This window comes from Corallococcus terminator (genome assembly GCF_003611635.1).
GTDB classification, from domain to species: domain Bacteria; phylum Myxococcota; class Myxococcia; order Myxococcales; family Myxococcaceae; genus Corallococcus; species Corallococcus terminator.
The window spans coordinates 20,302-33,201 of record NZ_RAVZ01000017.1 but is presented as its reverse complement, the minus strand read 5'-3'; the positions used below and the strand labels follow the sequence as shown (position 1 = coordinate 33,201).

General features: G+C 66.7%; 10 protein-coding genes, 2 tRNA genes and 1 pseudogene. 8 read left to right on the top strand and 5 right to left on the bottom strand.

From position 1 onward, the window contains the following. Positions 1-127: 127 nt before the first annotated feature. Together D7V88_RS04435 and D7V88_RS04430 are read left to right on the top strand one after the other, a co-directional pair. Positions 128-946 carry an alpha/beta fold hydrolase gene (locus D7V88_RS04435; protein ID WP_120539333.1) on the top strand — a complete coding sequence of 273 codons (819 nt, stop codon included), beginning with the start codon at positions 128-130 and terminating at the stop codon, positions 944-946. Positions 947-1,091: 145 nt separating this feature from the next. Continuing rightward, positions 1,092-2,027, top strand: coding sequence for an extracellular catalytic domain type 1 short-chain-length polyhydroxyalkanoate depolymerase (locus D7V88_RS04430; protein ID WP_244237980.1), 936 nt, complete (start codon positions 1,092-1,094; stop codon positions 2,025-2,027). Between the two features lie 58 nt (positions 2,028-2,085). Here D7V88_RS04430 and D7V88_RS04425 read toward each other — a convergent pair whose 3' ends face one another. Both D7V88_RS04425 and D7V88_RS04420 read right to left on the bottom strand, forming a co-directional pair. Continuing rightward, positions 2,086-2,964 (bottom strand): N-acyl homoserine lactonase family protein, encoded by an 879-nt coding sequence (locus tag D7V88_RS04425; RefSeq protein ID WP_120539331.1) that lies wholly within the window; start codon positions 2,962-2,964, stop codon positions 2,086-2,088. 2 nt (positions 2,965-2,966) lie between these two features. Continuing rightward, a complete protein-coding gene (locus D7V88_RS04420; RefSeq protein WP_120539330.1) occupies positions 2,967-3,545 on the bottom strand; it encodes a TetR/AcrR family transcriptional regulator in 579 nt (192 codons plus the stop codon). Between the two features lie 359 nt (positions 3,546-3,904). Between D7V88_RS04420 and D7V88_RS04415 the strand changes: the two genes are divergently transcribed. The 6 genes and pseudogenes from D7V88_RS04415 to D7V88_RS44225 form a co-directional block, all read left to right on the top strand. Further along, positions 3,905-3,979, top strand: a tRNA-Pro gene (locus tag D7V88_RS04415). A 16-nt stretch (positions 3,980-3,995) separates the two neighbouring features. After that, a tRNA-Leu gene (locus D7V88_RS04410) sits at positions 3,996-4,071 on the top strand. A 417-nt stretch (positions 4,072-4,488) separates the two neighbouring features. Continuing rightward, on the top strand, positions 4,489-5,409 hold the full coding sequence (locus tag D7V88_RS04400) for a DUF6310 domain-containing protein (protein WP_120539329.1): 921 nt from the start codon (positions 4,489-4,491) through the stop codon (positions 5,407-5,409). Then, a complete protein-coding gene (locus tag D7V88_RS04395; protein ID WP_120539354.1) occupies positions 5,406-6,161 on the top strand; it encodes a DUF5953 family protein in 756 nt (251 codons plus the stop codon). The genes D7V88_RS04400 and D7V88_RS04395 overlap by 4 nt, the downstream gene beginning before the upstream one ends. Positions 6,162-6,535: 374 nt before the next feature. After that, a complete protein-coding gene (locus D7V88_RS04390; protein ID WP_120539328.1) occupies positions 6,536-8,188 on the top strand; it encodes an ISL3 family transposase in 1,653 nt (550 codons plus the stop codon). Positions 8,189-8,295: 107 nt separating this feature from the next. Then, a pseudogene (locus tag D7V88_RS44225) lies at positions 8,296-8,400 on the top strand (integrase core domain-containing protein); the annotation flags it as partial. Between the two features lie 130 nt (positions 8,401-8,530). Here D7V88_RS44225 and D7V88_RS04385 read toward each other — a convergent pair. From D7V88_RS04385 to D7V88_RS04375, 3 genes are read right to left on the bottom strand one after another with little or no spacing between them, the layout of a single operon-like run. Beyond that, positions 8,531-9,970 (bottom strand): GAF domain-containing sensor histidine kinase, encoded by a 1,440-nt coding sequence (locus tag D7V88_RS04385; RefSeq protein ID WP_158624992.1) that lies wholly within the window; start codon positions 9,968-9,970, stop codon positions 8,531-8,533. Between the two features lie 35 nt (positions 9,971-10,005). Further along, complete coding sequence (locus D7V88_RS04380; RefSeq protein ID WP_120539326.1) at positions 10,006-12,201, bottom strand: ATPase domain-containing protein; 2,196 nt, start codon at positions 12,199-12,201, stop codon at positions 10,006-10,008. Further along, positions 12,198-12,650, bottom strand: coding sequence for a hypothetical protein (locus D7V88_RS04375; protein ID WP_120539325.1), 453 nt, complete (start codon positions 12,648-12,650; stop codon positions 12,198-12,200). The genes D7V88_RS04380 and D7V88_RS04375 overlap by 4 nt, the downstream gene beginning before the upstream one ends. Positions 12,651-12,900 lie beyond the last annotated feature (250 nt).

The window sequence follows — 12,900 nt, the reverse complement described above, 5'->3', positions numbered from 1 at the left end:
GTGGCCTTGCGAAACGAACGTTCGTTCAGATAGCCTTCAACGGCATCAACGACAGTGAAGTCTAACGCACCTCTGAACAGTCGTTCATCCCGATGTGGCCGTCCCCCAGGATGAAGAGGCCCTGCCGATGCCCACGTTTCGCACCCAGGAAGGCGTGACCCTCCACTTCGAGGAGTCTGGCGAGGGCGCGCCGGTGCTCCTGCTGCACGGGCTGGGGTCCTCGGGGAGCGACTGGGAGGGTGTGGCGCCTCGGCTCTCCGCGCACCACCGCCTCCTCGTTCCGGACGCCCGGGGCCACGGCCGCAGCGACAAGCCGGCGGGGGCCTACGGCGTGGCGCTCTTCGCGCGCGACATCGCCGCGCTGTGTGACGGGCTGGGCCTGTCGTCGGTGCACATCGTGGGGCTGTCCATGGGCGGGATGATGGGCTTCCAGCTCGCGGTGGACCGGCCGGACCTGGTGCGCAGTCTGGTGGTCATCAACAGCGGGCCGGACATGGTCCCCCGCACCCTGCGCCAGCGGTTCGCGTACCTGACGCGCCTCCTGGCGCTGCGGGCGCTGGGGCCCCAGGGGTTGGCGAAGATCGTGGCGAAGAAGCTGTTTCCCAAACCGGAGCAGGAGTCCCTGCGGCGACAGGCGGTGGAGCGACTGGGCTCCAACGCGCCGGACGTCTACCTGCGCGCGACGAAGGGGCTGCTCGGGTGGAGCGTCCTTGAGCGGCTGAAGGACGTGTCCTGCCCCGTGCTGGTGCTGCACTCCGAACGGGACTACACGCCCCAGGCTTCGAAGCAGGCCTACGTGGACCTGCTTCAGAAGGCCCGGCTCCAGGTGCTGACGGACTCCGGCCATGCCGCGCCGGTGGACCAACCCGGACAGGTCGTCGAGGCGGTGGAGGGCTTCCTCCGGAAAGTCGAAGGCCCCTCGCGCGACGCGCTCCACACGGGCTGAGTCCCCGCCCCGGGCGCCGACGCATCCGCAACTTCCCGAGGCCGCATCCCGCGGCCTCGTTGAAGCAGGAGGCAGTCAGATGTCGGTGACTCGGAATGTCAGCGCCCTTTGCCGGGCGGTCGTGGGGTTGTGCGCGCTTTTCGGAATGCTGGGTGCAAGTCAGGCCCAGGCGGGCTCGTGGGTCCATGGAATCTACAGCGGCGACGGGGGGACCCGGAGCTACCAGCTCTGGGTTCCCACGGGCTATCAGCCCGGGGAGCGGCTCCCGCTGGTCGTCGGGCTCCATGGCTGTCTCCAGAATCCAGACCAGTTCGCCGGACTGGCACGGCTGAATGAGAAGGCGGACCAGGAGAAGTTCCTGGTGCTCTATCCCAATCAGGCCATGCTCGCCAATGGCACCCAGTGCTGGAACTTCATGTTCTCCATCAACCAGGATCGGGGCGGTCTAGAGCCGTCAGTGATTGTCGGCATGGTGGATTGGGTGAAGGGCCACTACACGGTGGATGAGCGCCGTGTCTACGTGGGAGGCGTCTCCGCTGGCGCGGTGATGTCGACCATCCTGATGGCCTGCTACTCGGATGTGTTCACCGCCGGCATGGTGGGCGCAGGAGCGATGTACAAGGCGGCCACCACGGCCTCCGGCACCCTCTTCGCCATGAAGTTCGGCAGCATCTATTCGCCGGACGACCGGGGGTATGACGCCTGGGCCTGTTCGGGCAAGCCGCGCCGGAAGGTGCCGGTGCTCGTCGTCCACGGCACGGCCGACGATGTCGTCAATCCCATCAATGGCACGCAGACGGTGCGCCAGTTCCTCCAGACGAACGACTACGGAGACGACGGCGCGAACAACAACAGCGTGTCGAACTCCCCCACCCAGGTCTACTCCGCCACCTCACCGGGAGGCCGCAAGTACACGGTGAGGAACTACGTCACCGGCGGCGTGCTCCTGGTCCAGCAGTATGAGATTGAAGGCATGGGCCACGCGTGGCCGGGCGGCAACTCCGCCTATCCGTTCGCGGACCCCGCCGGGCCCGACGGCACCACCATCATGTGGGACTTCTTCAAGCAGCACTCGCGCTGAAGTCCCGGACTGCGAGCCCGCCCCACCGTGCACCCACGGTGGGGCGGATGCGCTTCGCTCACTCCAGAGCCAAGGGGAACGCCGGCAGGGATTGGAAGTCCTCCGGAGCGTGCTGCACGATGAAGTGTCCGTGCGAGTCCTTCAGCAAGGCCTCCACGCGGGTGATGGACGCAAGGGTGTCCTCGCGGCTGGTGTTGAACGCGGGCACTCCATGGCGCACCCAGTTCTCACGTGTGTGACAGAGGTCTCCCGAAAGCACCCGGGTCCCCGCCTTCCGGAGCCGAAGCACCAGGGACTGGTGTCCGGGCGTATGGCCCGGCGTGGAGACGATGCGCACGCTGCCATCGCCAAAGACATCGAAGTCCCCCTCCAGCAACTGGACCTTCGCCTCACGCCAGGAGGAGAAGGCTCCCGGGTCCACGCCCAGGGGTGTCGGCGTCTGGGTCGCCCATTCGAACTCACGCCGTTGCACCAGCCACGTCGACGCCGTGAACGCATTGGCGTTGCCGGCATGGTCGGCATGCAAATGGGAGAAGCCCACGTAGCGCACGTCCGCGGGGGTCAGTCCCAGCCGGGTGAGCTGCACGCCCAGGGATGTCTCCAGCCGCAAGCGATTGCCCACCGGGTCCTCCGCGCCGCCGGCCTGTCGGGCCAGGGCATCGCTCAGCCCCGTGTCCCACAGCAGCGTGCCGCGAGGGTGCTGGATGAGGAAGCAGGGAACGACCAGCTCGCCGGGCTGCCCTCCCGGTGGACTGCGGTCCGCGAAGAGCCCCATGTCCTTCACGTCGATGTGGCCACAGTCCAGCGCATAGAGGCGGACGGAGGGAAGGCCTGCGGCCCCCGGTGCTTCGGGCGCCACCGGAGAACGGTTCGCGCACGCGCCCGTGAACACCCCGAGCAGGAGCGCGACGAGTCGGATGGGAGGAAGTCGGGGCATGATCAAAAGACCTTCAGGACGGTGTCGACAATCCGTTCCAACCGCGTGGCGTCCTGGGCTGTCTTTCCGAGCACGCGCAGTCCGGTGAGGGTGTTGAGCAGCAGGCTCGCCAGCGCCCCCGCATCAAGAGAAGCCTCCAGTTCGCCGGTGCGCTGGCCCTCCTCGATGACGGCCAGGAACGCCGCCTCGGTCTGGTCGAACATGCGCGCGGCCAGCTTCGTCGCGGCCTCATCACGCCCGGCGAGCTCGATGGCGGTGTTGATGGCCATGCAGCCCCGGCGCTCCGGATCCGCGAGGTCCACCCGGATGATGGCCAGCATCAGCCCCCGCAGGCGTTGCCTGGCCGAACCCGGCTGCTTCAGCAACGCGAGCAGCTTCACCGACTCGTGTTCGAGGTAGTGGCGCAGCGCGTGCTCGAAGAGGCCGTGCTTGCTGTCGAAGGTGTTGTACAGGCTGCCCCGGCCCAGCCCCATCCGCTCGCCCAACTCCTGGGGCGTCGTGCCCGCGTACCCCTTCGTCCAGAAGACCTCCATCGCCTTCTCCACGACGGCCTCGGGCTTGAACTTCCGTGGGCGTGCCATGACGGCCTTCTACGCATTTTGTACCTCAAGGTCAAATACCCCTTCAGGCAGCCGGAAGCGGGCGGGCGGGCAGGTCGTCGCAAGGACTTGTCAGGGCTGGATTTCCGCCGCGTCTCTCATCCCCGAAAGGAGCGGTGACCATGACGACGCGCGACGAGCTGAACCTGAATCCACTTCCCGACCCGGTCCCCGCTCCCGACAGCCTGGAATGGGCAATCGCCTCCTTCCGCGGCAGTCCACCCGGCACCTGACCCCGCCTCCCTGGAACCCAGGGAAGACGCAGGGCCAGAGGCCGGGCTCCCGAGGGGGGACCCGGCCTCAGTCATGTCCGGGTCCTCCCTCGATGCTCCACCTCACATCGGGACGTAGCTCAGTCTGGTCAGAGCGCGCGCCTCGGGCGCGCGAGGTCGCTGGTTCGAATCCAGTCGTCCCGACTCATCACCGCATCACGCCGGGGTAGCCCAATCTTGGTAGAGGCGCCGCGCTCAGAACGCGGAGGTTGCGGGTTCGAATCCCGCTCCCGGTACTGTTTCCCCCCTGTCCTTACGTGTGGTTGGCGGCGTCCTCCACGCGTGTCGCACGTATGTCACACGCCGGAGCGAGCGGACGGTCCAGGACGTTGACCGCCGCCCTCCGGCTGTCAGGGCTCAGGTGGGCGTAGCGCATCGTCATTTCGATGGTTGCGTGCGGTGCTCCTCGGTGCCCGCCTTCAGCGGTTTTTCTTGGCGCCCGGCCACTGACGAGGTGCCCGCCGCGTTGGCTCCCCTGAGCTGCGCCGCTCCTTGGCGTGGCTGATGGTGCCCGCGCGTCTTCGCACCGCTGGTGTGCTCCGGGCTGTGTGTGCTGCCGCGCTCCGAACACCATCGACGTCAGCGCGTGCTGGAATGCTCCGGGCGGGCGAGCCTTGACCTCCAGCATCGCGCTTGATTGAAAGGACGTGACCATGACGCGGCTCCGAGCTTGCATCGCACTTCTGCTCTTTCTCTCGGCCTGCGCTACGTCGGCGCCGAACCGAAATGAGCCAACGGTGCGGAACCCAAGGCTCGCCAACATCCAGCGAGCAGCGAAGCTGCCGTGGACAGACGGGGGACAGTGCGTCGTCCGTGAGGCTTCCCAGCCTTGGGCCGTGCTGGTGGAGAAGTGCTATCGGACCCTCGACCATGACCGAATCGAGTTCCACGACACCACGGGAAGATGCTCGTTCGCTTCAGCGGACGCTGCAGCCGTGGGACTCGGGTTCTGCGTGCTAGCGGCTCCTGAGATTGCCGTGGGGGCCGTGATCGTGCTTGGCGTGGTGGTGATCGGCGTCGCCATCAAAGAAGCACTGAATGCATACGAATTCCGCCACGCCTACCCTGAGGAAGCAGGAACCTCACGAGGAACGAAGGTGGCATCCCGGGAAGCTGAAGCCCAACGCAAGCCCAAGCTGAAGCCCGAGCCAGCGGGGCTGGACCGGCAGCCCCCAGCGCCACCTGTGCCCGTGGACCGGACGGGACGCGCCAGTTGCGAGCCTGTTCCAGTGCCTCACGCAGGCGGAGATGACCCGCACAATGAGTGCGCTGACTGGTTTCCGCCGAACCGCTACCGCGGCAAGGACGTGCTCGTTGGCGGCGTGCGCTTCGATGCGCTGCAAGTCGGCGTGCGCGTGCTGTGGGAGATCAAGACCGACCAATTTGACACGTACAATGCCTTTCTCCGAGGGCGGGTAATCAAAGGGCAGGCGGCCAAGATGCGGGAAGAGCGAAACATCGCGCTGTCATGTGGATATCGCTTCGTCGTTGGGGTGAGCACCGAAGCGCACAGAGAAGCGCTGGAGCGTGAGGCGCCCGAACTGGAGATCGTCGTCACGGGGTGCAGGCGATGACCACGCAAACCACCCTTGGCATCATTGTCTACGCGCCAGCGCTGCTTGCGAGGGACGGTCGCACGCTCGCTGTCGTCCATGGAATGGAGCGGGCCTTCCCTGGCTTGCGCCTCGATTGGAAGGTTTCCGAAGAGGGGCGCCCCATCGCTTTACCGCAGCGCGACACGTGGCTTTCCGAAGGGGCCAGGGACGGAGGCTTCCCTCTCGTATGCAACGGTGACGAGAGCTTCCCTGTGACGATTTATGGGTTGCAAACACCCGCGCGCCAAGCGCCGGGCGGGCAGTCGTTGCTCGATGCCCATGCAGAGCTGCCACTGAACGAGGCCGTCATCGCGGCGGCAGCGGATGTGCTTGGAGGCGTGGCAGAAGGGGCCCGCGCGTTTTGGGGGCATGCGACGCCGTCTGGCGCGGGTGTCGAGATCGCACGGCAAACACGCGATCCGGTCCACAAGCCAGGGATTCCGCCCCGGGGGCTGCCAGCACTCAAGCTGCCTGAGAAGATCCGCGCACCTGAGATTCCGCATCGCCTCGGATGGCTGAACTACTGGTCGGCCCCTGCCGCGAAGGTCATCGGGTTCCCGGACCCGACCCGCGACGCCGAACTGCTCTCACGGGCACGGCGCACGGAGTCGGGCGGGTGGGTCGTGCAGCTTACCGACATGCCGCTCGACCTGGACAACCCTGCGCACTTGGATGCGCTCAAGCGCGCCTACGAGCGCTTTCCGGAGATCGGCGGACGCGCGGCGCCTTGACAGACCTGCGACCCCAGGGCACCTGCTACGGTCGGCGTCGTCTTCTCGGAGGTCGTGCACCGGTGCTCCTGGTTTCCCGTCCGATGGGAGTAGCCCGGCCGGTGGACAGGCCGCTTGAGCCCCCTTGGGGTACACGCCGGCCCAGACCGCGCTCCCATCGGGTGCGTAGCAGGGGCCTGGACCTCTTGGCGCCTCTTGAGCCTCAACACCACGCGGCCTGGGGTGGCCCTCGTGCCGGGGCCAACCTCGCACATGCCGTGGGCAAGCCCAGGTGGGCGTGACCCGGTTCCGTGGCTCTCCCGCACTTCGTGTGGTTCCCCTCTGGGGAGTAGGCAGACACGGCATGCTGCCAGCGGGGCGAATACACCCTGGGAATGGAAACGCTGTACCCACTTCCTGGGTGTCGGGTGGACCGGGTGGCCCACGGTAGCGCGGCGGGTGTCGTCCTCGGGGTGCGCATGGAGGGCACGGGAGCACGATGTCCCTCCTGCCAGACGTCCAGTACCGCGGTGCATGGTCGCTACGTCCGACGCCCAGCGGACCTGCCCGCCGCAGGGCGCGTCGTGCAAATCGAACTGCGTGTGCGGCGCTTCTGCTGCCGAAACCCGGAGTGCTCCCGCCGCACGTTCGCGGAGCGGCCGGTGCGCCTGCTGGCCGCTCAGGCTCGGCGGACACGGCGGCTGGCCACCGCGCAGTGCGCTGTTGCAATCACAGCCGGAGCAGAGGCTGGGGCCAGGCTGCTCAAGCCCCTGGCCATGCCCACCAGTCCCGATACCCTCCTGCGGCTGATCCGCCGCGCTCCGCTGCCTTCTCCCAGCCCCGCTCGCGTCCTGGGCCTCGACGACTGGGCGCTGCGCAAGGGGCGCACCTACGGCTCCATCCTTGTCGACCTGGAAGCGCACTGCGTGCGGGACGTGTTGCCAGACCGCTCGACTCCCACGGTGAGCGCCTGGCTGCGCCAGCACCCCGGCGTGGAAGTCATCGCCAGAGAGCGGTCGACTGAGTACGCACGAGCGGCGGTGCTGGGCGCTCCAGAGGCCCAGCAGGTGGCGGACCGCTGGCACTTGCTGCTGAATGGACGGCAAATGATGGAACGCTGGATGACCAGCGCTCACCCTCGCCTTCGAGCGCTACCAGTCGTGCCGAGCGCAGACACTCCTCCTGCACGTCGTCACACCAGCTTCTCGCGAACTCACGCCGAAGCCCACGCCCGAGAGGAGAGCCGCTCCCGGCGTGTTGCCGCATACGAAGCCGTACGGCTGCGTCACCTGGTAGGGGAACCCCTGCTGAGAATCAGTCGCACACTGGGACTTGCGCGAGGGACCGTCCGCAAATACGCAGCCGCCGAAGTCTTCCCCGAGCGCGCGGCGCGCGTGCCTAGACCGAGCATCCTCGACCCTTATCTGGAGTACCTGACGCGGCGACAAGTCGCAGGGTGTGAGAACGCCTGCGAACTCTGGCGGGAGATTCGCGCCCAAGGCTTTCGTGGCACCTCGCGGCAGGTCCACCGTTGGCTCCAGGTGCGACGGACCGCTCGGCCTCGCTCAGGGGCGCGTGGTTACCCCGGCGGCAACTGGTGGTCGAAAGGCACGCGCCCTGACGCGCTCTCCTCGCCGAAGCAATTGGCGTGGTTGTGCGTGAAGAAGCCCTCGGAGTTGACCCCCGCGGAGACCGCGACGTTGGCGCGCATCGAGCAGGACGAGGAAGCGTCGCGTGTCGTCGCATTGACCCGGCGGTTTTGCGAACTCGTGCGCTCGCGGGGCGTTTCACAGAGAGCAAGACCCACGAGGTCTTGTAGGCCCTTTGAAGCGTGGTTGGGCGAGGCGCGTACGTGCGGGGTACGCGCGGTGGAAACCTTTGCGGAGGGCCTCGAACAGGACGGCGATGCTGTTCGGGCCGCCCTGACCTCTCCTTGGAGCAACGCCCAGGCCGAGGGCCAAATCACGAAGCTCAAGCTTCTCAAGCGTCAGATGTATGGCCGCGCCAACTTCGACCTACTGCGTCGTCGAGTGCTGCTCACCGTCTGAACCTACGGTCCACACAAAGTGCGGGAGAGCCACGGAACCGGGCTACTCCCAGTGGCTACTACGCCTGGGCGGCGCGGCCCGAGTGCGAGCGGAAGAAACGCGACCGGGCGCATCTGCCCGCCTGGTTCGACGACTACAATCGCTGCCACCCGCATCGGGGCCTCAAGATGAAGTCACCCCATGAGTTCCGTACTGCTAACTCTCAACCTTGAGCTGTCCGATTCGACGGGGGCAACTCCACAACCTGTCCACCGAACCGGAGCAGGCCCAGGAGAGGCATAGTCTCCGCATGCGGACGGGCCATGGTGCCGCGTGCCCGCGGTGGCAAAGGCAGGCGCTACGTCACGGCGTGGCGACCGTGCTGACGTCCTCGGCCAGGGGAACCGTGAAGCGGAACGTCGCGCCGTGTCCCCTCTCACTCTCGACCCAGATGCGGCCACCATGCGCGTCGACGATTCCACTCGCGATGGCGAGCCCCTGGCCGGTCCCCCTGTATCTCGCCTCGCCGCTGCGCCAGTACCGGTCGAAAAGATGCTTGATGTCGTCCGCGCGAATCCCAGGACCATCGTCCGCGACCGCGAACACGCTCTGGTTCTCGTGCGCCTCGACCTTGAGGGTGATGTGCCCGCCCTCGGCGGTGACCTTGGTGGCGTTGCCCACCAGGTTGGACAGGACCTGGAGGATGCGAACCCTATCGCAAAGAATGGGCGGAAGGCGCGGCTCGACCTCCGCGGTCATCGTCAGCCGATGTTCCTGCGCGACGCGCTCGAAGCTCGCCAGCGTCTCGTTGACCAGCGCGCCCGCGTCATTGGGCTGACGCTTGATGGAGAGGTGCCCGCGCTCGATGCTCACGAAGTCCAGCAGGTCGTCGATGAGCCGCATCATCCGCTCGGCCGCGCGTTGGATTCGCTCGACCGCCTTGGGGACTGGAAGCTCGGGCCGCCTCGCGGTGGCTTCTTGCTGTGCGAGCGCGTCGGTGGTCATGATGATGGTCGAGAGGGGGTTCCTCAGGTCGTGAGACACCACCCCGAGGATCTGCTCACGCTCTCTCACCGCGACCTGCGCCTGTTTGTACAGTTGGGCGTTCTCCCTGGCGAGCGCCTCGTATCTGTCACTCGAGCTCTCGGCGACGAGGCGGTCTCGTTCAGATGCGGCGCCTCGTGTCTCCGCCTGGGAACGCTCCTCCTCGGCGTCCTCGCGTCGGGTGATGTCGCGCCGCCACGCGCGGTCACGCTCGAGCGCGATCGCGAGTTGATTGGCGATGGCATTGACGAAGGTCAGGTCCTTCTTGTCGAGGGACATGGCCCCTTCGAGCTGAAGGGCACCGAAGAGCGAGTGCTGGGCCACCACGAGCGGGATGACGATGAACCGCTTCTCTTCATCCCCTTCACTCTGCTCCTGCCAGGGCAGCAGGGTCTCACCCGGCTGCTCGCTGAGTCCGAGGGACTCGGTCGACTTCGCCCCGACGAGGTAGGCATAGGAAGCCTCCGCGTGTTTCTTGACCGCTCGCAGCCGTTCGGAGTCCTGAAACTCGGACGGCCAGATGATCATCCTCGACTGGCCATTCTCCGTCTGGATGAGGACCGCGCTGCGCAGGGGTAGCGACTTCGCGAGAATGCCAAGCGCGGGGTCGAAGGACTGCGCGACGCTCTTGAAGCTCGCGAAGAGCTTGCTGATTTCATACAGGTGCTCGAGCCGTCGATAGGCCTGCTCCAGGCTCGCGAACGAAGGGTCGGCGGGGGGCAGGCAACGTGTGCTCGGTCCGCTCGCCTCCTCTCGCATGTCATGGCGAGATGCCTTCTTTCGCCGACCAGGGCTCATCCTTGTCTCGTATCCCCGTGCTGTGACAGATGCTTGGCATCCTCGGGGGCGGCCCAGGAAGGCGTCGGGAGCTCGCTCACGGGCGCACCGATTCGCAGCCCTCCCCGCGCGACCGTCATGAAGTGGGTGCGCCGCTCATGCTCACTGCCACGAGTCTTCACGACCGTCAGCGTAGGAGCCAGCCGGCCGGCCGCTTCCCTGTAGCGCAGCATGAGCAGGTTGTCGGCGATGGGTGAGAGCCCCTGGTCCGTGACTCGCTCCATGGAGGAGAGCGAGGACGACTCGAGCGTGAGGACGCTGGTGATGCCGAGGGTCTTGAAGCGGACCACCAGCTTGTAGAGCACGTGGCGGAACTCGTCGATGGGGGTGTGCGCCGTCAGCAGTTGCGTCGCGGCGTCGAGCACGACGCGTGAGGCATTGAGCGCCTTGAGCTGGTCCGACAGCACGGTGAGGAACTGACCCGCGCGCAGGTGCTCCCGGGAGACGTAGAGCACCTGGATGAGGCCCGCGTCGAGCTGCGCGCGCAGCGGCAAACCCAGGGCCTCGGCGCTGGCGAGCAGTTGCTCGGGCCCCTCCTCCATCGAGACATAGAGGCCCGACTCCCCAGCCCTGGCGCCCTCCAGGAGGAACTGGATTCCGAAGGTGCTCTTGCCGACGCCCGCGCTGCCAGAGACGAGGGTGGTGCTTCGCCTGAGCAACCCACCGCCCATCAGCCCGTCGAGCCCGGGAGTGCCAGAGCCCAGCCGGGAGGAAGCCTCCAACGCGGGGGGAGGGGCCTCCACGCGGAGTTGTTCCCCGTAACGAGGGAAGATGGAGACCCCCCCGGCGCCAATGGCCATGGCGTGTCGGCCCTTGAGGTGAGCGGTGTTGCGAAGCTTGTACACCTCGATGTAGCGCTCCCGCTCCAGGCCCTCCTCCGTGGAGCTGAGGATGATGACGCCGTCCACCACGGTCTCCTCGACGCCCATGCGGCTGACCTGACGGGAGCCGTAGGGGATGTCGGTGGGAAAGAAGCCGACGGCCTGTGCGTTCTGGACGATGCTACAGAGGTGGAAGACCTTCTCGCGGCTGAGCTGCGGGTCCGTCACCTTGTCCAGGAACACCGAGACGGAGTCGATGACCACGCGCCGGGCCTTCATGGCCTTGATGCGCTCACGAATCATCAAGAGGTGGGCCTCCACCATGATGTCGGGCTGGGGGATGAAGACAATCTCCACCATGCCGCGCTCAATCTCCCTGTCGAGCTCCCAGCCGAGGCCCTTCGCGGCGGCGCGGAGGCGCTCCTCACTCTCCTCGAAAGAGAAGAGGATGCCTTTCTCGCCCGCGAGCGCGCCCCGGTAGATGAACTCGAGAGAGAGGACGGTCTTTCCGGTGCCCGCGACGCCGCTGATCAGGAGGCTCGACCCCCAGGGGATGCCGGGCCCGAGAATCTCGTCGAGCTTGGTGATGTGCGTCTTGCAGCGCTCCTGCGGCTCCTCCGGAATCGACTCGCGTTTGATGGCCTCGCGGGGCGCGAACATCTCCAGGCCGTTGGAGGTGATGAGGAAGGGATGCTCGTCCCGGCTGTGGTCCGTCCCCCGCATCTTGACGATTCTGAAGAAGCGCTGGTGCTCGCCCTGGGACACGCGCTGAGAGAGGACGAGGAGGCCGTCGACGATGGAGAAGAGCGGATTGCTCTCATAGTCGGCGGGCCCGTACTCGCCGAGGAGCAGCGCGGTGGTCTCCCAAGCCATCAGGTTCACGGCGATCTCATAGCCGAACATCCTGAGCTCCTCCTTGGAGGCCGCCAGGTCATCAAAGGCCTTGAAGCTGTCGATGACGACGATGTCTGGCTTGACCTGCTTGAGGTTGTCCATGATGAGCGCGAGCGCCGCATCGAAGCTCCTCAGCCGCAGCATGGCGCCGAGGTCCACGAACTGGACGCCCTCCTCGAACTTCTTCGGGTCGAAGAACGAGAACTGCTGGAGGTGCCGCAGCGTCTTCGCGGTCGGCTCCGAGAGGGTGTTGAAGGCGAGGACGCGGTGGGCGGCCGAGGCGTTGTGGAAGCAGATCTGCTGGGTGAGCGTCGTCTTGCCCGAGCCGGGGGGGCCGCACACGGCGGTGACGGAGCCCTTGGGCAGGCCGCCCTTGAAGAGCGCATCGAGGTTGGGGACGCCGGTCTGGAGGCGCGGGATGGCGATTCTCTTCGTCATGACGTTGTGTCCTCGCCCGCGGTGACGCGTGGACGGACCGCCTCCGGAAGTGCGACTTTGGAGAGTTCCGCATGCAGCTCCGGCGTTAGGATTTCAGCGGTCAGGTTGCCGAGCACGGTGAGGAACTCCACGAGCACGAATCGACTGCCCTCCCTCAGCCCGGAGTCGTGCCCGGAGTGGACCTGCTCACGAAGCTCTCCGAACCGGAGCCCCCCCACCCGCTCGACGTTGAGGGACGCGAAGAGCGGGAACCGCTCGGAGGCATTGTGCAGAACGCGTCCGGCGATGGCGGTCAGCGTCACTTCGCCGAGCGTGGTCAACGTCTGTTTCCACAGCACGGTGAGTGCCGCCTCGAAGAGCTGGAGAAAATCCTCCGTCGATAGATTCCTGGCGGCTCGGTCCACCAGCCAGGCGTCGACGCAGGCCGCGTGCTGACCCTCGTCAAGCACGGTTCCCCTCACCCGCTCGAACGACCCGCGCCTTGGCTGGAAGGCCGTCGCTCCCGCACTGAAGGAGGAGGGTGCTCAGCGTGGCGGAGGGGGCGCCCACGTTCTCACCGGCGCTGGACGAAAGTGGGGCCGCCAGGGAGGCGGCTCATTGGGTGCATCCCTGGAGTGCTTTGGCTGCCCATCGCATTCTTTCCCGCTCTCTTCGCCTCTAACGTCCCGCCGCGATGGACGGAGCAGTACGAACTGCGGC

Coding starts and splice junctions, on each gene's coding strand:
- D7V88_RS04425 (WP_120539331.1), bottom strand. CDS start 2,964: ATGCCCCGACTTCCTCCCATCCGACTCGTCGCGCTCCTGCTCGGGGTG.
- D7V88_RS04430 (WP_244237980.1), top strand. CDS start 1,092: ATGCTGGGTGCAAGTCAGGCCCAGGCGGGCTCGTGGGTCCATGGAATC.
- D7V88_RS04385 (WP_158624992.1), bottom strand. CDS start 9,970: ATGCGAGAGGAGGCGAGCGGACCGAGCACACGTTGCCTGCCCCCCGCC.
- D7V88_RS04435 (WP_120539333.1), top strand. CDS start 128: ATGCCCACGTTTCGCACCCAGGAAGGCGTGACCCTCCACTTCGAGGAG.
- D7V88_RS04395 (WP_120539354.1), top strand. CDS start 5,406: ATGACCACGCAAACCACCCTTGGCATCATTGTCTACGCGCCAGCGCTG.
- D7V88_RS04390 (WP_120539328.1), top strand. CDS start 6,536: ATGGAAACGCTGTACCCACTTCCTGGGTGTCGGGTGGACCGGGTGGCC.
- D7V88_RS04380 (WP_120539326.1), bottom strand. CDS start 12,201: ATGACGAAGAGAATCGCCATCCCGCGCCTCCAGACCGGCGTCCCCAAC.
- D7V88_RS04420 (WP_120539330.1), bottom strand. CDS start 3,545: ATGGCACGCCCACGGAAGTTCAAGCCCGAGGCCGTCGTGGAGAAGGCG.
- D7V88_RS04400 (WP_120539329.1), top strand. CDS start 4,489: ATGACGCGGCTCCGAGCTTGCATCGCACTTCTGCTCTTTCTCTCGGCC.